The 19,009-nt window shown below is 71.6% G+C and carries 19 protein-coding genes; 15 read left to right on the plus strand and 4 right to left on the minus strand.

Going from position 1 to position 19,009, the window contains the following annotated elements; translation table 11 throughout:
• Positions 1–14: 14 nt before the first annotated feature.
• The 11 genes from glmS to KV097_RS02170 are packed head-to-tail and all read left to right on the plus strand — an operon-like array spanning position 15 to position 10,169.
• Positions 15–1,862, plus strand: coding sequence for a glutamine--fructose-6-phosphate transaminase (isomerizing) (gene glmS / locus KV097_RS02120; RefSeq protein WP_220364949.1), 1,848 nt, complete (start codon positions 15–17; stop codon positions 1,860–1,862).
• The gene (locus KV097_RS02125) at positions 1,859–2,209 is read left to right on the plus strand and encodes a holo-ACP synthase (protein ID WP_220364950.1); all 351 of its coding nucleotides are present in this window, start codon (positions 1,859–1,861) and stop codon (positions 2,207–2,209) included. The genes glmS and KV097_RS02125 overlap by 4 nt, the downstream gene beginning before the upstream one ends.
• A gap of 1 nt (position 2,210) precedes the next feature.
• A complete protein-coding gene (locus KV097_RS02130) occupies positions 2,211–3,683 on the plus strand; it encodes a bifunctional ADP-dependent NAD(P)H-hydrate dehydratase/NAD(P)H-hydrate epimerase (RefSeq protein ID WP_220364951.1) in 1,473 nt (490 codons plus the stop codon).
• Positions 3,680–4,816, plus strand: a complete 1,137-nt coding sequence (gene alr / locus KV097_RS02135; RefSeq protein ID WP_301022612.1) for an alanine racemase — start codon at positions 3,680–3,682, stop codon at positions 4,814–4,816. Before KV097_RS02130 ends, alr begins: the two co-directional genes overlap by 4 nt.
• A 55-nt stretch (positions 4,817–4,871) precedes the next feature.
• Complete coding sequence (locus tag KV097_RS02140) at positions 4,872–5,912, plus strand: alpha/beta fold hydrolase (protein ID WP_220345310.1); 1,041 nt, start codon at positions 4,872–4,874, stop codon at positions 5,910–5,912.
• On the plus strand, positions 5,909–6,961 hold the full coding sequence (gene tsaE, locus KV097_RS19615; RefSeq protein ID WP_220364952.1) for a tRNA (adenosine(37)-N6)-threonylcarbamoyltransferase complex ATPase subunit type 1 TsaE: 1,053 nt from the start codon (positions 5,909–5,911) through the stop codon (positions 6,959–6,961). Before KV097_RS02140 ends, tsaE begins: the two co-directional genes overlap by 4 nt.
• Positions 6,962–6,993: 32 nt before the next feature.
• On the plus strand, positions 6,994–7,650 hold the full coding sequence (gene tsaB / locus KV097_RS02150; protein WP_220342015.1) for a tRNA (adenosine(37)-N6)-threonylcarbamoyltransferase complex dimerization subunit type 1 TsaB: 657 nt from the start codon (positions 6,994–6,996) through the stop codon (positions 7,648–7,650).
• Between the two features lie 11 nt (positions 7,651–7,661).
• On the plus strand, positions 7,662–8,096 hold the full coding sequence (rimI, locus tag KV097_RS02155; RefSeq protein WP_220364953.1) for a ribosomal protein S18-alanine N-acetyltransferase: 435 nt from the start codon (positions 7,662–7,664) through the stop codon (positions 8,094–8,096).
• Complete coding sequence (locus tag KV097_RS02160) at positions 8,096–8,479, plus strand: Rid family hydrolase (protein WP_220342013.1); 384 nt, start codon at positions 8,096–8,098, stop codon at positions 8,477–8,479. Before rimI ends, KV097_RS02160 begins: the two co-directional genes overlap by 1 nt.
• A 41-nt stretch (positions 8,480–8,520) precedes the next feature.
• On the plus strand, positions 8,521–9,369 hold the full coding sequence (locus KV097_RS02165) for an alpha/beta fold hydrolase (protein WP_220345309.1): 849 nt from the start codon (positions 8,521–8,523) through the stop codon (positions 9,367–9,369).
• 32 nt (positions 9,370–9,401) lie between these two features.
• Entirely contained in the window at positions 9,402–10,169 is a 768-nt protein-coding gene (locus KV097_RS02170) for a 1-acyl-sn-glycerol-3-phosphate acyltransferase (protein ID WP_220345308.1), read from the plus strand.
• On the opposite strand, the gene KV097_RS02175 is transcribed toward KV097_RS02170, so the two are convergent.
• From KV097_RS02175 to KV097_RS02185, 3 genes are read right to left on the minus strand one after another with little or no spacing between them, the layout of a single operon-like run.
• On the minus strand, positions 10,151–10,573 hold the full coding sequence (locus tag KV097_RS02175; protein ID WP_220364954.1) for a GNAT family N-acetyltransferase: 423 nt from the start codon (positions 10,571–10,573) through the stop codon (positions 10,151–10,153). The two genes, KV097_RS02170 and KV097_RS02175, sit on opposite strands and share 19 nt — an antisense overlap.
• A 10-nt stretch (positions 10,574–10,583) precedes the next feature.
• The gene (locus KV097_RS02180) at positions 10,584–11,543 is read right to left on the minus strand and encodes an aldo/keto reductase (RefSeq protein WP_255559061.1); all 960 of its coding nucleotides are present in this window, start codon (positions 11,541–11,543) and stop codon (positions 10,584–10,586) included.
• A gap of 33 nt (positions 11,544–11,576) precedes the next feature.
• A complete protein-coding gene (locus tag KV097_RS02185; protein WP_255559062.1) occupies positions 11,577–12,077 on the minus strand; it encodes a DinB family protein in 501 nt (166 codons plus the stop codon).
• 25 nt (positions 12,078–12,102) lie between these two features.
• Here KV097_RS02185 and tsaD point away from each other — a divergent pair, with 25 nt between their 5' ends.
• Together tsaD and KV097_RS02195 are read left to right on the plus strand one after the other, a co-directional pair.
• A complete protein-coding gene (tsaD, locus tag KV097_RS02190; RefSeq protein WP_308289306.1) occupies positions 12,103–13,167 on the plus strand; it encodes a tRNA (adenosine(37)-N6)-threonylcarbamoyltransferase complex transferase subunit TsaD in 1,065 nt (354 codons plus the stop codon).
• 228 nt (positions 13,168–13,395) lie between these two features.
• Positions 13,396–15,525, plus strand: coding sequence for an Ig-like domain-containing protein (locus KV097_RS02195; protein ID WP_220364955.1), 2,130 nt, complete (start codon positions 13,396–13,398; stop codon positions 15,523–15,525).
• Positions 15,526–15,573: 48 nt separating this feature from the next.
• On the opposite strand, the gene KV097_RS02200 is transcribed toward KV097_RS02195, so the two are convergent.
• Entirely contained in the window at positions 15,574–16,773 is a 1,200-nt protein-coding gene (locus KV097_RS02200) for a class I SAM-dependent methyltransferase (protein WP_220342005.1), read from the minus strand.
• A 241-nt stretch (positions 16,774–17,014) separates the two neighbouring features.
• Between KV097_RS02200 and groES the strand changes: the two genes are divergently transcribed.
• Positions 17,015–17,314, plus strand: a complete 300-nt coding sequence (gene groES / locus KV097_RS02205) for a co-chaperone GroES (protein WP_149770274.1) — start codon at positions 17,015–17,017, stop codon at positions 17,312–17,314.
• A gap of 107 nt (positions 17,315–17,421) precedes the next feature.
• A complete protein-coding gene (groL, locus tag KV097_RS02210; protein WP_220342004.1) occupies positions 17,422–19,002 on the plus strand; it encodes a chaperonin GroEL in 1,581 nt (526 codons plus the stop codon).
• The last annotated feature ends 7 nt before the right edge of the window (positions 19,003–19,009 follow it).

Genomic DNA, 19,009 nt, shown 5'->3' on the forward strand with positions numbered 1-19,009 from the left:
GTACCCTGTTGCTCATGTGTGGAATCGTGGGTTATGTCGGTGAACGGTCCGCCTTGGACGTCGTCCTCGGGGGTCTGCGCCGTCTCGAGTACCGGGGCTACGACTCGACCGGCGTCGCGCTCGTGAGGGACGGTTCGATCGTCTCCGCGAAGAAGGTCGGCAAGCTGGCCAACCTGGACGCGGAGCTCGCCGAGCACCCGTTGCCGGAGTCGACCACCGGCATCGGGCACACCCGTTGGGCCACGCACGGGCCGCCGAGCGACCGCAACGCGCACCCGCACGTCTCCGAGGACCACCGGGTCGCCGTGGTCCACAACGGCATCATCGAGAACTTCGCGGAGCTGCGGGCCGAGCTCGAGGCGGAGGGTGTCGAGCTGCAGTCCGAGACCGACACCGAGACGGTCACGCACCTGGTCGACCGCGAGCTGCTCAAGGGAGCCGTCGACCTCACCGAGGCGGTGCGCCGGGTGTGCCTGCGCCTCGAGGGCGCGTTCACCCTGGTCGTCGCCGACGGCGCCGACCCCGACCGCGTGGTCGGAGCCCGCCGCAACTCGCCGCTGGTGGCCGGCCGAGGAGACGGCGAGAACTTCCTGGCCTCCGACGTCTCCGCGTTCATCGACTACACCCGAGACGCCGTCGAGCTCAGGCAGGACCAGGTCGTGACCATCACCCGCGAGGGCATCGACGTCATCGACTTCGAGGGTGCCCCGTCGAAGGTCACCGAGTACCACGTCGACTGGGACATCTCCGCCGCCGAGAAGGGCGGCTACGACTGGTTCATGCTCAAGGAGATCGACGAGCAGCCCAAGGCGGTCGCCGACACCCTCCTCGGTCGCCACGACTCCCGGGGGCGCCTGATCCTCGACGAGATGCGCCTGTCCGACGACGAGCTCCGTCACGTCGACCGGATCCTGATCATCGGGTGCGGGACGGCGTCGTACGCCGGGATGGTTGCCAAGTACGCGATCGAGCACTGGACGCGGATCCCGTGCGAGGTCGAGCTCGCATCGGAGTTCCGCTACCGCGACCCGATCGTCGGCCAGTCGACCCTCGTGATCGCGATCAGCCAGTCGGGCGAGACCGCCGACACCCTCCAGGCGATCCGGCACGCACGGCAGCAGGGCTCGAAGGTCCTCGCCATCTGCAACACCAACGGGTCGACCATCCCGCGCGAGTCCGACGCCGTCATCTACACCCATGCCGGCCCCGAGATCGCGGTGGCCTCCACCAAGGGCTTCCTCACCCAGCTGATCGCCTGCTACGTCCTCGGCCTCTATCTCGCGCAGGTCCGCGGCACCAAGTTCGGCGACGAGATCGCCTCGACGGTCGCGGAGCTGGAGAAGCTCCCCGCCGGGATCGAGGCCGTCCTCGAGCGTGCTGACGTGGTCCGCGACCTTGCCCGCGAGCTCGCCGGCCAGCGGACGTTCCTGTTCCTGGGGCGCCACGTGGGCTACCCGGTCGCGCTCGAGGGCGCCCTCAAGCTCAAGGAGCTCGCGTACCTCCACGCCGAGGGCTTCGCGGCAGGCGAGCTCAAGCACGGCCCGATCGCCGTGATCGAGCCAGGGCTGCCGGTCTTCGTCGTGGTGCCGCCCAAGGGCCGCGACCAGCTCCACGACAAGGTCATCAGCAACATCCAGGAGATCCGGGCGCGCGGTGCGCGGACGGTGGTGCTGGTCGAGGACGGCGACACGTCGGTCGACCCGTACGCCGACGTCCTCATCCGGCTCCCGAAGGCGCCGACGCTGCTGCAGCCGGTGCTGGCCGTCGTCCCGCTGCAGATCTTCGCCGCCGAGCTCGCCACGCTGCTCGGCCACGACGTCGACCAGCCGCGCAACCTGGCGAAGTCCGTCACGGTCGAGTGATCGTCGGGATCGGCGTCGACGTGGTCGACGTCGAGCGCTTCGCCGCCGCGCTGGAGCAGACTCCAGCGCTGCGTGAGCGGCTCTTCGCGCCCGCCGAGCGGACCGGTGCGCCGGTGGTGCTCGCGGGGCGCTTCGCCGCCAAGGAGGCGCTGGCCAAGGCGCTGGGCTCGCCGGGCGGGCTCTCCTGGCACGACGCCGAGGTCGGGCGTTCCGCGTCCGGACGACCGACGCTGACGGTGACCGGCGCTGCCGGCGCTCGCGCCGCGGAGCTCGGTGTGGTTCGGTGGCACCTGTCGATCGCCCACGACGGGCCGGTCGCCACCGCGTTCGTCGTGGGAGAGGGTTGACATGCTGCACGCACACACCGTCGCCGACGTCCGCGCCGCCGAGGCCGCCCTCATGGCGCGAGTCCCACCGGGTTCGCTCATGCGCTGGGCGGCGGCCGGCCTCGCGGCGTACGTCCGGGAGGTCGCTCCCGGACCGAGACCCGTCATCTTCCTGGTCGGCACCGGAGACAACGGCGGAGACGCGTTGTACGCCGCCGCCGAGCTGGCGGGTGAGCGCATCGTCGCGGTCGCATTCGCCGACCCGGCCCGGGTGCACGTCGACGGGGCACGTGCCGCGCAGGCTGCGGGGTGTCGCCTGGTCGACTCGCCGACGGGCTTCACGGTGGTCGTCGACGGTGTCGTCGGGATCGGCGGCTCGCCGGGGCTCCGGCCGCCCGTCGACGGCTGGCGGGCGATCCTGGAGGCCGAGCGGCCGTTCGTCATCGCGGTCGACGTGCCGAGCGGTGTCGACGTGGACGGCGCCACCGTGCCGGAGTCGTTCCTCGCCGCCGACGCGACGTGCACCTTCGGGACCTACAAGAACGCGCTGCTGGTGGACCCCGCGGCGCGCTGGGCCGTGCACGGAGCGCTGCCCAGGCTGGTCGACATCGGCCTCGGCCCCTACCTCCCGGCGCCGTCCGTCGAGGCGCTGGAGGCCTCCGACAACCGGCTGCTGATGGCCGTCCTCGCCCCGACCCTGGACCAGCGGCGGACCTCGCCGACGCAGAAGTACGCGCGCGGCGTCGTCGGTGTCGCTGCCGGGTCGTCGGCGTACGCCGGCGCCGCGCAGCTGTGCGTCCGCGGCGCGCTGGCCGGTGTCGCGGGGATGGTGCGGTTCGTCGGCGAGCCGGCGCTGGCCGCCCGGGTGGTCGACCGGTGCCCGGAGGTCGTCGCCCACACCGACGCGGCCGAGCGCGGCCGCGTCCAGGCGTGGGTCGTCGGCTCGGGCGGAGGTGACGACGCGTCCGAGCGGCTGCGGATGGCGCTCGAGGACGAGGTCCCGGTCGTGGTCGACGCGGACGCGCTCCAGCACCTCCCCGACCGCCTCGCCGTCCCGGCCCTCCTGACCCCGCACGCCGGTGAGCTCGCGCGGATGCTCGACGTCGAGCGGTCGGCGGTCGAGGCCGACCCGCTCGGACACGCGACCCGCGCGGCGGAGCGCTGGGGCGCGACCGTGCTGCTCAAGGGCGCACGCACTCTCGTCGCCTACCCGGGCTCACCCACGCGGGTGAACCTCACCGGGACGCCGTGGCTGGCCACCGCCGGTGCCGGCGACGTCCTCGCCGGCCTTGCCGGGTCGTTCCTCGCCGCGGGGGCGCACCCCCGAGACGCGGGCTCGCTCGCGGCCTTCGTGCACGGTGTCGCGGCGGTCACTGCGTCGGCCGGCGGCCCGGTGACCGCCGGGCAGGTCGCCGACGCCGTTCCCGCGGTGATCACGGCGTGGCGCAACGGCCTCCTCGACGAGTCGCAGGTACGCGACTGGAGGGACCGGTGACCGCCCCGGCGGAGGCGGTCGTCGACCTCGACGCCTACCGGGGCAACCTCGCGGTCCTCCGTACGGCTGCGCCTGACGCCCTCCAGATGGCGGTGGTCAAGGCGGATGCGTACGGGCACGGCGCGGTCGAGATCGCGGGCGCGGCTCGCGAAGCCGGTGCGGAGTGGCTCGGCGTCGCCACGGTCGAGGAGGCGTTGGTCCTGCGGCGAGGCGGTGACACCGGACCCGTGCTGGCCTGGCTCTCGCCGGCGGGGGCGGACCTCGCTCCGGCGATCGACGCCCGGGTCGATGTCGCCGCCGGATCGGTGTCCCAGCTCGATGCCGTCCTCGAGGCGGGCGCCACGGAGCGACCCCGTGTGCACCTCAAGGTCGACACCGGCATGGCCAGGGGTGGCGTCCGCGGCGAGGAGCTGACCGCGCTGTTCGAGGCGGCCCGCGACGCCCAACGCTCGGGACGGCTCGAGATCGTCGGGATCTTCTCGCACCTGGCCTGCGCCGACGAGCCGGCGAGCCCGGTCAACGGTGCCCAGGAGCATGCGTTCGCCGCCGCGGTCGCCGAGCTGGCGTCGCTCGGAGTGGAGCCGCAGCTGCGCCATCTCGCGAACTCCGCGGCGACGCTGACACGGCCGAGCACCCACCACGACCTGGTGCGCGTCGGCATCGCCTCGTACGGACTGAGCCCTGGCCCGGCGATCGGAGCGCCTGCCGACCTGGGTCTGACGCCCGTCATGACGCTGCGGACCGCGCTCTCCCTGGTCCGCCGGGTGCCGCCAGGCACCGGCGTGTCGTACGGGCACACCTTCGTCACGAAGCGCGAGACGACGCTCGGTCTCGTCCCGCTGGGCTACGGCGACGGCATCCTGCGGGCCGCGTCCAGCAAGGCGCCGGCCTGGGTCGGCGGCCACCGCGTGAGGATCGCGGGCCGGGTCTGCATGGACCAGATCGTGCTCGACCTCGGCGACCTCGAGGCGCAGCGCGGTGACGAGGTCGTCCTGTTCGGCCCCGGAGACCGGGGCGAGCCGCTCGCCGAGGACTGGGCGGTGGCGGCGGGCACGATCGGCTACGAGGTCGTCACTAGGCTTGGAGGCAGGATCGTCCGGCGCTACGCAGGCTCCCCGCGACCGGCACACTGACGTGCCGCGACGCCGCTCGGAGTCGGTCGTCGCTGCCACAGAGGAGGAGCAACGCATGGACTGGCGCAAGGTGGGGGCGTACGCGGCGGTGGCCGCAGGGACGGTCGCGGCGGCCGGTGCCACGGCTGCTGCCGCCCGCGTCGCGACCGACCGCCAGCGGGTGCGTCGTCGCTCCCGCCGAGGTGACGCGATGGAGTTCGGGACGCTGCACGTCCCGGCGGTGACCGTGCCCGCGACCGACGGCGTCCCTCTCCACGTCGAGGTAGAGGAGCCCGACGACCTGGAGGCGGGCGACCGGCCCACCATCGTCTTCTGCCACGGCTGGGTCCTCGACCTGGACTGCTGGCACTACCAGCGCGCCGCGCTGCGCGGGCAGGCGCGGATGGTGCTCTGGGACCAGCGTGAGCACGGCAGCTCAGGAGACGGGTCGCCGGAGAGCTGCACGCTCGACCAGCTCGGCGACGACCTCAAGTCCGTGATCGACGCCGTCGCGCCGGAGGGTCCCCTGATCCTCGTGGGTCACTCGATGGGCGCGATGACCGTGATGTCGTTCGCCGCCCAGTACGGCGACGTCGTCCGTGACCGCGTCGTCGGTGTCGTCCTCATGGGCACCAGCGCCGGCGACCTGGTCCGTCCCAAGGACCCGCTGGCCCTCCTGCACCCGTGGCTCCCGCGCCTCGGGCCGCTCGTGGCGGCGGCCCGCCGCCTCGACTCGTACCCCGTCACCCGCGCCTTCGCCATCGGACCGACGTCGTCTGCCAAGTACGCCGACATGACGGACGAGATGATCGCCCGGTCCCGGGACCGGGCACTGTGGGACTTCGCCGGCAACTTCGTCGACCTGGACCTGTATGACGCCCTCGACGTGCTGCCGGGGCGACGCACGCTCGTCATGGGCGGGACCAAGGACCGGCTGACGCCGTTCCGCCACTCGCGCCGGCTGGCGGAGATGATCGACGGGTCCGAGCTCATCGCGTACGAGGGTGCCGGCCACATGATGATGCTCGAGCGCCACGAGGAGGTCACCGCGGCCATCGAAGGGCTGTGGGGATCGGCCGAGCCGGCCGTACGGAGCGGGGAGGGCTGGCCCGCATGACCGGCTCCACGCTGCCCAACTTCCACGCCCTGAACGTCTTCGACGCCCCGCCGGAACGTGCTGCCGACGTGCTCGCGGTGATCCGTCGTTCGTTCGGTGCCCGGCCCGTGCTCGACCCTCCGTCGACCGCGCTGACCGAGAGCGTGGAGTCGGTCCGTGAGGCCCTCGCCGAGGGTGGCGGACTGCTCGTCGAGCGCCGGGGCAAGCCGATCGGCGCCATGCTCTACGACACGTCGCGGCCGGGCCTGCTCGGCTTCCGTCGTGTCTCGGTCGACCCGGACCACCAGGACCGCGGCGTCGCCTCGGCGATGGTCGGCGTCGCCGAGGACACCGCCGAGGAGCGCGGTCTGGACGGCGTCTGGCTCGACGTGCGCGAGGAGCTCCCGGAGAACGTCACGTTCTGGACGCGCCGACGCTACTTCCCGGTCCGGCAGCACGGCACGACGATCGAGTTCGGCAAGACGCTGTGGCTGGCGCGCGAGCTCCCCACCGCCGAGGACGCGCACGCCTTCGGAGTCCGGCTCGCCTCGTTGCTGCAGGCGGGTGACGTCGTGGTGATGTCCGGCGGCCTCGGTGCGGGCAAGACCACGCTCACCCAGGGGATCGGGGAAGGCCTTGGCGTGCGCGGCCCGGTCACGTCGCCGACCTTCGTCCTCGCCCGTACGCATCCGAACCTGGCCGGGGGCCCACCGCTCGTCCACGTCGACGCCTATCGGCTCGGCGCTGCGCTCGAGCTCGACGACCTCGACCTCGACACCGCCACGGAGGACTCGGTGACCGTCGTCGAGTGGGGCACAGGCATGGCCGAGGACCTCAGCGACTCCTGGCTCGAGGTACGGCTGGAGCGGCGCGCGGCGACCGTCCTCGACCCGCTGGGCGCCGAGGCGCCCGAGCGTGCGGACGTCGACGACCACGACGTACGCCTCGTCACGGTCAAGCCGCACGGGGTGCGGTGGGCGAGGGTCCCGCTGCGGTCGACGCTGCTCGGTCCCGGCGCGGTCGCGCACTCGGCGCAGGCCCGCGGCCTCGAAGAGCCGAGACCACTGTGAGCGTCACCACGCCTGGCGTAACCTGTGCCCCGATGCTGATCCTCGCCCTCGACACCGCCGCACCGGCGACCTCGGTCGCCCTCCACGACGGGACCACTGTGCTCGCCTCCGACTCGCGCCCCGGCGCGATGAGTCACGGCGAGATGCTGGCGCCGGCGATCGCCGCCGTCCTCGCTCGGGCGGGCGTCGACCGCCGCGACGTGACCGATGTCGCCGTCGGCGTCGGGCCCGGGCCGTTCACCGGCCTGCGGGTCGGTGTGGTGACGGCGCGGACGTTGGCGGTGTCGCTGCACGCGCGGCTGCACGGTGTCTGTTCGCTCGACGTCATCGCCGCCGAGGCGGTCGCCGCAGGTGCGGTCGAGGACGCGTTCGTCGTCGCCACTGACGCCCGTCGCAAGGAGGTCTACTGGGCGGAGTACACGCCGCGCGGTGAGCGCGTCGGTGATGCCGACGTGATGCGGCCCGCCGACCTCGCGGCACGCCTGCCGTCGACGATGCCGGTGCTCGGACGAGGAGCGGACCTGTACGCCGAGGTCCTCGCTCGCGTCGACGGACCCGCCGACCCCGATGCCGGGGTGCTCGCCGGCATGGTGGCAGCGGGGACGGCGGTCGAGGTGGGCACCGAGCCGCTCTACCTGCGGCGTCCCGATGCCGCTCCGGCGGTCCAGCGCAAGCGCGCGTCGGCGTGATCCGCCCTGGGATGCCAGGCGACCTGGACGCGTTGACCTCGCTGGAGGACGCTGCGTTCGGTCGTGAGGCGTGGTCGAAGGAGCAGGTCGCCGACGAGCTCGACGGCGCGAGCCGGCACGTGGTCGTGGCCGAGGAAGCCGGCGCCGTGATCGGCTACGGCAGCCTGGTCGTCGCCGGGGACACCGCGGACGTGGTCCGGATCGCGGTGCTGCCCGGGCGGCGCAGGACGGGGGTAGGGCGCCGGCTTCTGGCGGCGCTGCTGGGGGAGTCCGAGCGACGAGGCGTGGAGCGGGTGCTGCTCGAGGTGGCATCCGACAACGTCGCGGCGACCGGGCTGTACGAGGCAGGGGGCTTCGTCGCGATCGCGACGAGGCCGAACTACTACCGCTCGGGCGCGGACGCCGTCGTCATGGAACGCCGCGTGGTGCCCCGAAGGGATGGCTGATGTACCGGCTGCCGTCGGGAACACCGTGGGAGGAACGGTACGGATACGTGCGCGCGGTCTCGTACGGACCGCACGTCGCGATCGCCGGCACCACGGCGACCGTCAACGGGACCGTGATCGGGGTCAACGACCCGTACGTGCAGACCATGGTGGCGTTCGGGATCGCGATGGACTCGCTGCGCAAGTGCGGGCTCGACGCCCAGCACGTGGTGCGGACCCGCATGTACGTCATCGACATCACCGATGCCGACGAGGTGGGCCGCGCCCACCGGGAGCTCTTCGGCTCCACGCCGCCGGTGTCGACGATGCTCGAGGTCAACCGGCTGATGCATCCCGACCATCTCGTCGAGGTGGAGATCGACGCCTACGCCGAGGGTCGCTGAGGGATCGCTGAGGCGCCCCTCCTCCGGTACGTTCGGGCGTCATGGATAGGCAGCAGCACGTGCTCTCGACCGCAGACGGTGGACGACTGGCCGTGACCCGTTGGCCGGCGGAGGGCCCCGCCGTCGTGCTCCTGCATGCCGGTGTGGCGGACAGTCGATCGTGGGCAGCGGTGGCGGACGCGCTCGTCGACGACGGTCTCGATGTCGTCGCTTACGACAGACGGGGCTACGGGGCGAGTCCCGCCGCCGATCCGACCTCGACCTTCACGCACGTGGCGGACCTGATCGAGGTCCTCGACGACCTGGCGCTCGAGCAGGTCTTCCTCGTCGGCAACTCCATGGGCGGGGCCGTCGCGCTCGACGCGGCCCTGCTGCACCCGGATCGCGTCACAGGGGTCTTGCTCGTCGGCGCCGGCGTGTCGGGCATGACCGACGAGGACACTCCGTTCGACTGGCAACCAGATCCAGCCTCAGGCCCCCTCATCGACCGCGCTGATGATCCGTCCCTGAGTGTCGACGCTCGGATCCGTGCGCTCACGCACCTGTGGCTCGACGGCCCGGGGACGGCCGAGGGGAGGGTCGGCGGCCCACCTCGGACGCTGTTCGAGGCCATGAATCGAACCATCCTCGACGTCGCCGCTCCCGAGTCGGCGGGAGACGCGGGGCTCGACGCCTGGACGCGGCTCAGCGAGCTGACCGTGCCGGTGCTGACCACGTGGGGTGAGCACGACCTGCCGTGCGACCTCCCGTTCTACGAGGAGACCGCTCGTCGCATCGGCCAGGGCCCGGGTCGTGTCCTGCCGGCGGTGGCGCACCTGCCCGGCCTCGAGGAGCCGGAGCTGGTGGCGCAGCTGATCCGGGACGAGGCGCCGCATCCGAGCCACCACTAACCTACGCGACCGTAGGTCGGTAGGGTTGCGGGATGCGCGACATCACGTACCCGCCCGTCGTGGCGACGGCCAAGACCCTCTTCAAGCTGCGCGGCTGGAAGATCCAGATGCTGGGCACCGAGAACATCCCCCGCGAGGGCGGGGCCGTCATCGCGTCCAACCACGTCGGGTACGCCGACTTCGTGCTCGACGGCTTCCCCGCCGCGCGTCGCGGCCGGCTGGTGCGCTTCATGGCCAAGAAGGAGGCCTTCGACCACCCGGTCGGTGGCCCGGTCCTCCGATCGATGCACCACATCCCGGTCGACCGCTCGTCGGGTGCGGAGTCCCTGGAGGCGGCCGTCGACTACTGCCGTCGTGGTGAGCTCGTCGGGATCTTCCCCGAGGCCACCATCAGCCAGTCGTTCGAGATCAAGGAGGTCAAGTCCGGCGCTGCGCGCATCGCCGCGCAGGCGGGCGTGCCGCTGATCCCGATGGTGCTCTTCGGGACGCAGCGCATCACGACCAAGGGCCACAAGCCCTCGCTCCCGTGGGGCCTGCCGATCGTCATCAACGTCGGCGAGCCCCAGCACCCCACCGGTGCAGATCCCGTTGCCGAGACGAAGGCCCTCAAAGAGTCCCTCGAGAGGCTCCTCGACGAGGCGATCGCGGCCTACCCCGAGCCCCTCGAGGGTCAGTGGTGGGCGCCGGCGCGGCTCGGGGGTTCCGCGCCCACGCTCGAGGAGGCGGCGCGCCTCGATGCCGAGGAGCGTGCGGCTCGCGCGGCACGGAAGGCCGAGAAGGCTCAGAAGGCCGCTGGCTGACCGAGTCGCATCAGGCCCGCGGACGTGTCGCGAAAGCCGCACGCGGCGTAGAAGCCGGCGAGGTGCGGCTCGAAGTCGACGTGCAGCCAGGTGACTCCCGCCGCGGCGACGTCGTCCTGGATCCGGTCGACGATCGCGAGGCCGATCCCGCGCCGCTGCCACGAGGGATCCACGACGGTGTCGAGAAGGAAGGCGTGCGCGCCCCCGTCCCCCACCGCGTGCACGAAACCCACGAGGCGGGGGCCGTCGAAGGCGCCGACCCAGGCGATGCTGTGACGCGCCAGCCGCCGGCTCCAGGACGAGGTCGTGGATCCTCGGGTGCCGAACGCGCGCGCGTGCAGAGCGCTGAGCGCGTCGTCGTCCACGGGGAAGCGTGAGCGTACGTCCGCCGTCTCTGCCGCCATGGTGGTCACGCTACCGACGTCCCGCCTCCGGCCGAGGCGCGAACGACGTGTAGGACCAGCGCTCGGCGGGCCGGGTCGCGTCCAGCGCCTCGAGGTCGTCGTCGGTCGGCTCCCACTCCGCGGCGGCGACGTTGGCGTGGACCTGCTCGACCCGCGTGACGCCGGCGATGACGCTCGCGACGGCGGGCTGGGCCGCGAGTCCTCCGATCGCGACCTCCAGCATGCTCCGGCCACGGTCGCGGGCGTACGCCTCGAGTGCCTCGACGCGGTCCCAGTCGGCGTTAGCCAGGCGTGCGGCTTGGTTGTCGGCCGCGAGACGCGAGCCTTCGGGAGCGGCCTGGCCGCGGGCGTACTTGCCGGTCAGAAGACCGTACGCGAGGGGGAAGTACGGCAGCAGGCCGACGCCGAGCGCCTCGCACGCCGGGACCAGCTCGGCCTCGGCCGCGCGGTTGTACAGCGAGTACTCGTTCTGGGCCGACACGAAGGCCGTGGTCCCCGCCGTGCGCGCGGTCCAGTCGGCGTCCACCAGCTCCCACGCCGTGAAGTTCGAGCACCCGGCGTAGCGGACCTTGCCCTCCCGCACGAAGTCGTCCATGACGCTCAGCGTCTCCTCGACCGGCGTGACGCGGTCGGGCGTGTGGAGCTGGTAGAGGTCGACGTAGTCGGTCCCGAGGCGGGTGAGGCTCGCCTCGAGCGCACGGCGCAGATAGCGGCGCGACGCGCGGGCGCCCCAGTCGGGACCGTTGGCGCCGCCCATGTCCATGCCGCCTTTGGTGGCGAGGACGACGTCCCCACGCCGAGCACCCAACGCCCGTCCGAGCAGGACCTCGCTCGCGCCGGTCCCGTAGGTGTCGGCGGTGTCGAAGAGCGTGACGCCGGCGTCGACGGCCGCGTGCACGACCTCCTTCGTACCGGCTTCGTCGACGCGCGACCCGAACGCGTTGCACCCGATCCCGACCACTGACACCATCAGGCCGCTTCGGCCCAGCGGACGCATCCGCATTCAGTCACCCACCTCTCCGTCGGCGAGCTCCCGCAAGATGTCGAGATGCCCGTTGTGGCGCGCGGTCTCCTCGACGAGGTGCGCGACGACCCAGCGTACGTTCGGCTGGAAGTCGCGCCGCGGCTTCGCCGTCAGGTCGTCCAGGTCGCGCTCGGCGAGGATCGCGTCGCAGGCGGCGATCTGCTGGCGGTAGCCGGTGAGGATGTCGTCCAGCGTCATCTGTGCGGCGATCTCGAACTCGCCGTCGGGGTGCTCGTCCGACCAGGGGGCACGGTCCTCGCCGCCCGCGACGACCACCTCGACCCAGTAGTGCTCGTTCCAGCGCAGGTGGTTGATCACGTTGGCGATCGACATCAGCGGCGAGGTAGCCAGCGGTGTGGCGTGCGCGAGGTCCTCGGGGAGGCCCTCGGCCTTCGCGAGGGCGGTCTCCCTGACGTAGCGGAGGAGGGTGAGCGCTGTGGTGCGCTCGTCGACGGTGGATGGAGTGTCCGTACGGTCCATGACCCCACCCTGGCACCATGGGGACGTGAGCACTGCGACGACCCACGCCGACGGCCCTCTCGTCCTGGGGATCGAGTCGTCCTGCGACGAGACCGGTGTCGGCATCGTCCGCGGGACCGAGCTCCTCGCCAACGCCGTCGCCTCCAGCGTCGAGGAGCACGTCCGCTTCGGCGGGGTCGTCCCGGAGGTCGCGAGCCGCGCGCACCTCGAGGCGTTCGTCCCGATGCTCGAGAAGGCACAGGCCGACGCGGGCGTCTCCGTGGCCGACGTCGACGCGATCGCCGTCACCAGCGGGCCCGGACTGACCGGCGCGCTCCTCGTCGGGATCGCCGCCGCGAAGGCGCTCGCGATCGCGTACGACAAGCCGCTGTACGGCATCAACCACCTGGTCGCCCACGTCTGCGTCGATCGGCTCGAGCACGGTGAGCTCCCGGAGCCGACCGCCGCCCTGCTCGTCTCCGGCGGCCACACCAACCTCCTGCTCGTCGACGACGTGACCAGCTCGGTCCGGATGCTCGGCGAGACGATCGACGACGCCGCGGGGGAGGCCTTCGACAAGGTCGCCCGTCTGCTGGGCCTTCCGTATCCCGGTGGTCCGGAGATCGACCGCGCCGCCCGCGACGGCGACCCCACGGCGATCGCGTTCCCTCGCGGCCTGACCGGTGGACGCGACATGGACAAGCACCGCTATGACTTCTCGTTCTCGGGGCTCAAGAGTGCGGTCGCGCGGCACGTCGAGCACGAGGAGCGCATGGGCCGGTCGATCTCGGTCCCCGACGTCGCGGCCTCCTTCCAGGACGCGGTGTGCGACGTCCTCTCCGCCAAGACGGTCCGCGCGTGCGTCGATCACGGGGCGGAGCACCTGGTCCTCGGCGGGGGTGTCGCGGCCAACGGCCGCCTGCGCCACTACGTGCTGGAGCGCGCCGAGGCGGCCGGGATCGACGTACGGATCCCGCCGCCGGTGCTCTGCACCGACAACGGCGCGATGGTGGCGGCGCTCGGCTCGGCCCTGGTCGCCAAGGGCGCCGCGCCGAGCTCGCTCGACCTGGCCGCGGACTCCTCGATGCCGGTCACGCAGATCGTCGCCTGAACGGCTCTGCGCTCCCCTCTCGGTGTGGGCAAGAACACATTTCTTGCGTCCCACCTATTGCAACTTGTGGTTACACCTGCGTAGGTTACTGAACCGTAACACTCAGTTACTGGGTATCGGACAAACGGACGCTTACAAGGGCGGTCCGTCGATCTGGAGGGGATCATCTTGTCCATTTTCAGAAATCCAACGGCCCGAAGGCCGTTGTCGCTCGCAGCATCCGGGGCCTTGGTCGCCGGCATCGCGGTGAGCGCGACGGCTCTCGGGGCGGCGCCGGCCAGTGCGGCCGACGTCGAGCTCAACAAGGACTTCACCTACACGTGCAACGTCGTCGCGGCAGGTCTCGCGCTCGGTGACTTCTCCGTGGGTGTCAACGCCAGGGTCGTGATCCCGGAGGTTGTCGCCCCCGGCGACACGATCCCGGCTCGCAAGACCCAGATCACGTTGACGCTGCCTGAGCCGCTGCGCTCGGCGACGTACGGCCTGCTCGGTGCGCGATCGGCCAGCGGCTTCTCCAACGACGCGAGCATCAACATCACGGTTCCGGGGATCACCGACCCGTTCGTGTACCCGATCGCCAACCTCGCCGCGCCGTGGTCACCCGTCCCGGCGACGTCGACCCCGCCGTGGCAGATCCCGACCGAGGGCGACGTGCCCGCGATCCCGGTCCCCACGACGGCGGAGTACCCCGGCCTCGAGCTGCCGAGCACGGGCACCATCCACATGCCGCGGGCGTTCAACGTCATCGCATCGCTGCGCAACGCCGCCGGTGAGCTGGTGGGCGGCGAGGGCGCCGTCACGATGGCGTGCACCTTGCCCGCTGCCAGCGACGACACCTTCGGAACGTTCGGTATCGCGGAAGTGCCGCCGCCGCCGAACACGCCGCCCACCGCGGGCAACGTGACGGCCTCCACGGACTTCGGTGCGCCGGTCGACATCACGCTCGCGGGCGCCGATGCCGACGAGGGCGACGAGCTGACCTACACCTACGGGACGCCGGCCAACGGCACCGTGACCGGTGAGGGCGCCGACGTCACCTACACGCCCGACGAGGGCTTCTTCGGCACCGACACCTTCACCTACACCGTCTCCGACGGTGAGGCGGAGGCCACCGGCACCGTCACCGTCAACGTCGGCGAGCCGCCCAACCAGGCGCCGACGGCGAACGACGGCACGGCGGCGGTCCAGAGTGGCGACCCGGTGGACATCACCCTGTCGGCCTCTGACCCCGACGGCGACGACCTGACCTACACCTACACCCAGCCTGAGAACGGCACGGTGTCCGGTGAGGGCCCGAACGTCACCTACACGTCGGACGAGGGCTTCGCCGGCGACGACACGTTCACCTTCACGGTGGACGACGGCAACGGCGGCACCGACACCGCGACGATCACCGTGTCCGTCACTGCCGACCCGCCGACGAACGTCCCGCCGACCGCGGGCAACGTGACGGCGGAGACCAGGGAGGACGAGGCGGTCGACATCACGCTCGAGGGCGCTGATGCCGACGAGGGCGACACCCTGACCTACACCTACGGGACGCCGGCCAACGGCACCGTGACCGGTGAGGGCGCCGACGTCACCTACACGCCCAACGAGGGCTTCTTCGGCACCGACACCTTCACCTACACCGTGGACGACGGCAACGGCGGCACCGCGACCGGAACGGTCACCGTGACGGTCACCGAGGTCATCGACCCGCCGTACAACACGCCGCCCACCGCGGGCGACGTGACGGCGGAGACCAACCAGGACGAGGCGGTCGACATCACGCTCGAGGGCGCTGATGCCGACGAGGGCGACACCCTGACCTACACCTACGGGACGCCGGCCAACGGCACCGTGACGGGTACGGGCGCCGACGTCACCTACACCCCGAACGCCGGCTTCTTCGGCACCGACACCTTCACCTACACCGTCTCCGACGGCGAGGAGGAGGCCACCGGCACGGTCACCGTGACGGTCAACGAGGTCGTCATCCCGCCGAACACGCCGCCTACCGCGGGCAACGTGACGGCGACGACCAACCAGGACAGGGCCGTCAACATCGCGCTGCGCGGTGCGGACGCCGACGGCGACACCCTGACCTACACCTACGGCACGCCGGCCAACGGCACCGTGACGGGTACGGGCGCCAACGTCACCTACACCCCGAGGGCCGGGTTCTCCGGCACCGACACCTTCACCTACACCGTCTCCGACGGCCAGGCGGAGGCGACCGGCACTGTCACCGTGACCGTCACCAAGGTCACGCAGCCGCCGGCCGACAAGTGCGGTCCGATGCCCAACCCGCTGCGCGAGCCCATCAAGTGGCTCAAGTGGCTCGCCTGCAAGATCCTGGGTCACCTGGGTCGCTGAGCAGGAGCCGCTGAGCGGCACTGAAGCACGAACGCCGGTGGCGGGACCTCAGGGTCCCGCCACCGGTGCGTCTGTGCGGAGGACCGGCTCGACGAGGTAGGCCCGGCCCTCTCCCGCCACGCGGGTGAGGACGACGGTGGCGGTCTCCGAGCCGGCCAGCCGCAACCGTCTGACCAGCACCTCAGGGACCACCGAGACGCCCCGCTTCTTGACGGTCAGCGTGCCGACGTCGCGCTCGCGCAACGCCGCCCGCAGCTGCTTCTCCCGGTACGGGAGCTCCTCCAGGACACGGAAGGCCCGGGCGTACGGCGTCGCCACGTGCGTGGCGCTCGAGACGTAGGCGATGTGCGGATCCACGAGCCAGCCGTCGGTGAGGACAGCGACCGCGGTCACGAGACCTGCGCGGATCACCGCGTCGTCGGGCTCGTAGAGCCAGTCACCCGGGGCGGCGACGTGGACCTCGGTGGGCGCGTCCGCGTCGGTCAGCGTGGCCGTGGCGTGGGTCCCGATGACGGTGGCCCGCCGCGTCGCCCCGGCGTACGCGGGTCCCCAGAGGCAGGCTTCGACGAGGTCCCCACGGTCGCTGACCCACTCCGCCTCGACACCGTCGGGAACCAGATCGTGGGCGATGCCCGGGAGCACCTTGGCCAGGCCGCGATCGGCGAGCACCCCCACCACGAACGACCACGGAGGGCTGAACGCGTCGAGGTCGAACGTCCGACCGCGCCCGTCCCGCCGTGCCGGATCGACGAACGCCGCGTCGTACGGGGTCAGGTCGACCGCCGTCAGGTCCGCGACGCCGACGGTGCCGTCGAGCCGCAGGGCAGCGAGGTTCGCCCGCGCCATCGCGGCCCGGAGCGGATCGCGCTCCACGCCGTGGACCGACAGTCCCGCGCGGGCGAACGCCGCGAGGTCGGCGCCGATCCCGCACCCCAGGTCGACCAGCGTGCGGGCGCCGGTGGCGCTCAGCCGCTCGGCGCGATGAGCGGCGACCCGCAGGCGCGTCGCCTGCTCGAGCGCGTCCGGGGTGAAGTACATGTTCGCGGCGTCGGCGCCGAGCTTGGTGGCCGCCCGGCGCCGCAGCGCCACTTGACTCGTCGCCGCCGCGACCAGCTCGGGGGAGTGGCCCTGCCGGCGCAGCCGGGTGACCAGCGTCAGCTCGTCGACGCTCCCGTACGTGGCCTCGGCCTCGCGGAGGACCTGCTGTCCCTCGGCGTCGAGGAGTCGTTCGAACGTCTCGACCTCCATGGGGGCAAGTCTCGCAGCACGGGCCCGGAGGCCGGGCTCACGGGCGCTGGCACTCTGCTTGACCGAGTGCTAACCCGGCTCTAGGTTGGATTTAGCACTCTCGTATCCTGGGTGCTAACGGTGCACCGCGTACGGCTCCCGCGACGGCGTGCGTGCGAGCACCTCGAAGGACCCACAGTCCCAGTCCCGTCGTACGGGCGAACGCCCGCTCACGGGGTAACACGAAAGGGGAGGTCGACAAGTGTCGGTCACCATCAAGCCGCTCGAGGACCGTATCGTCGTCAAGATTCTCGAGGCGGAGCAGACCACCGCCTCGGGCCTGGTCATCCCGGACACCGCCAAGGAGAAGCCCACCGAGGGCTCCGTCCTGGCCGTGGGCCCGGGCCGCTTCAACGAGGACGGCGACGAGCGCATCCCCGTCGACGTCAAGGTCGGCGACGTCGTCGTCTTCAGCAAGTACGGCGGCACCGAGGTGAAGTACGACGGCGAGGAGTTCCTCATCCTGTCGGCGCGCGACGTCCTCGCGGTCATCGAGAAGTAGCGACGTGCTCGCCCCGGCGGTCCGAGACCGCTGGGGCGAAAGCACTCGTCCGCAGCACATGGGCCCGCGGTGTCTCGACGGGTCCGACACCACAGAGAAGGATCCCCATGCCCAAGATTCTTGAGTTCGACGAGACTGCTCGTCGGTCACTCGAGCGTGGCGTCGACATTCTGGCCGACACCGTGAAGGTGACGCTCGGCCCCAAGGGTCGCTACGTCGTCCTCGACTCCAAGTGGGGTGCGCCGACGATCACGAACGACGGCGTGACCGTCGCCCGTGAGATCGAGCTCGACGACCCGTTCGAGAACCTCGGCGCCCAGCTCGCCAAGGAAGTTGCCACCAAGACCAACGACATCGCCGGTGACGGCACCACCACGGCGACCGTGCTCGCTCAGGCGATGGTCCACGAGGGCCTGCGCGCCGTGGCGGCGGGCACCAACCCGATCGCCCTCAAGCGCGGCATCGACAAGGCCGTCGCCGCTGTCTCAGAGCGGCTCCTCGAGCTGGCCCGTGACGTCGACGACAAGCAGGACATGTCGCACGTCGCCAACATCTCGGCGCGTGACGCCCACATCGGTGGCCTGATCGCCGACGCCTTCGACAAGGTCGGCAAGGACGGTGTCATCACCGTCGAGGAGTCCAACACGATGGGCACCGGCCTCGAGTTCACCGAGGGCATGCAGTTCGACAAGGGCTACCTCTCGCCCTACATGGTGACCGACACCGAGCGGATGGAGGCCGTCCTCGACGAGCCGTACATCCTCGTGAACCAGGGCAAGATCTCGTCCGTCGCCGACCTCCTCCCGCTGCTGGAGAAGGTCGTCCAGGCGGGCAAGTCGCTCCTGATCATCGCCGAGGACGTCGACGGCGAGGCGCTCTCGACGCTGGTCGTCAACAAGATCCGCGGCACGTTCACCTCGGTCGCCGTCAAGGCGCCGGCGTTCGGTGACCGCCGCAAGGCGATGCTGCAGGACATCGCGGTCCTCACCGGCGCCCAGGTCGTCACCCCCGACCTCGGCCTGAAGCTCGACCAGATCGGGCTCGACGACCTCGGCACGGCGCGTCGCGTCGTCGTCACCAAGGACGACACCACGATCATCGACGGTGCCGGCAAGGACGACGAGGTCTCCGCCCGCGTCAACCAGATCAAGGCCGAGATCGACTCGACCGACTCCGACTGGGACCGCGAGAAGCTCCAGGAGCGCCTCGCGAAGCTCGCCGGCGGCGTCTGCGTCATCCAGGTGGGTGCCGCGACCGAGGTCGAGCTCAAGGAGAAGAAGCACCGCATCGAGGACGCCGTCTCGGCGACCCGTGCGGCGATCGAGGAGGGCATCGTCGCCGGTGGCGGCTCCGCTCTCGTGACCGCCGTGTCGGTGCTCGAGGACGACCTCGGGCTCACCGGTGACGAGGCCGTCGGTGTCGCGATCGTCCGCAAGTCGGCCGTCGAGCCGCTGCGCTGGATCGCCGAGAACGGTGGCGAGAACGGCTACGTCGTGGTCGCCAAGGTCCGCGAGAGCGGCCAGGGCTACAACGCCGCGACCGGCGAGTACGGCGACCTGGTCGCCCAGGGCGTCCTCGACCCGGTCAAGGTCACGCGCTCCGCGCTGGCCAACGCGGGCTCCATCGCCGCCATGCTGCTCACCACCGAGACGCTGGTGGTCGAGAAGCCGGCCGACGACGAGAGCTGATCCGAGC

It is taken from the genome of Mumia sp. zg.B17, from assembly GCF_019550915.1.
In the GTDB taxonomy this organism is placed as follows: domain Bacteria; phylum Actinomycetota; class Actinomycetes; order Propionibacteriales; family Nocardioidaceae; genus Mumia.

What these genes read in the sequence shown, in the direction of transcription:
- KV097_RS02140 (WP_220345310.1), top strand. Translation starts at nt 4,872, where the DNA reads ATGGACTGGCGCAAGGTGGGGGCGTACGCGGCGGTGGCCGCAGGGACG.
- tsaB (WP_220342015.1), top strand. Translation starts at nt 6,994, where the DNA reads ATGCTGATCCTCGCCCTCGACACCGCCGCACCGGCGACCTCGGTCGCC.
- KV097_RS02160 (WP_220342013.1), top strand. Translation starts at nt 8,096, where the DNA reads ATGTACCGGCTGCCGTCGGGAACACCGTGGGAGGAACGGTACGGATAC.
- tsaE (WP_220364952.1), top strand. Translation starts at nt 5,909, where the DNA reads ATGACCGGCTCCACGCTGCCCAACTTCCACGCCCTGAACGTCTTCGAC.
- KV097_RS02180 (WP_255559061.1), bottom strand. Translation starts at nt 11,543, where the DNA reads ATGGTGTCAGTGGTCGGGATCGGGTGCAACGCGTTCGGGTCGCGCGTC.
- groL (WP_220342004.1), top strand. Translation starts at nt 17,422, where the DNA reads ATGCCCAAGATTCTTGAGTTCGACGAGACTGCTCGTCGGTCACTCGAG.
- rimI (WP_220364953.1), top strand. Translation starts at nt 7,662, where the DNA reads ATGCCAGGCGACCTGGACGCGTTGACCTCGCTGGAGGACGCTGCGTTC.
- KV097_RS02175 (WP_220364954.1), bottom strand. Translation starts at nt 10,573, where the DNA reads ATGGCGGCAGAGACGGCGGACGTACGCTCACGCTTCCCCGTGGACGAC.
- KV097_RS02165 (WP_220345309.1), top strand. Translation starts at nt 8,521, where the DNA reads ATGGATAGGCAGCAGCACGTGCTCTCGACCGCAGACGGTGGACGACTG.
- KV097_RS02185 (WP_255559062.1), bottom strand. Translation starts at nt 12,077, where the DNA reads ATGGACCGTACGGACACTCCATCCACCGTCGACGAGCGCACCACAGCG.
- KV097_RS02200 (WP_220342005.1), bottom strand. Translation starts at nt 16,773, where the DNA reads ATGGAGGTCGAGACGTTCGAACGACTCCTCGACGCCGAGGGACAGCAG.
- glmS (WP_220364949.1), top strand. Translation starts at nt 15, where the DNA reads ATGTGTGGAATCGTGGGTTATGTCGGTGAACGGTCCGCCTTGGACGTC.
- KV097_RS02170 (WP_220345308.1), top strand. Translation starts at nt 9,402, where the DNA reads ATGCGCGACATCACGTACCCGCCCGTCGTGGCGACGGCCAAGACCCTC.
- KV097_RS02130 (WP_220364951.1), top strand. Translation starts at nt 2,211, where the DNA reads ATGCTGCACGCACACACCGTCGCCGACGTCCGCGCCGCCGAGGCCGCC.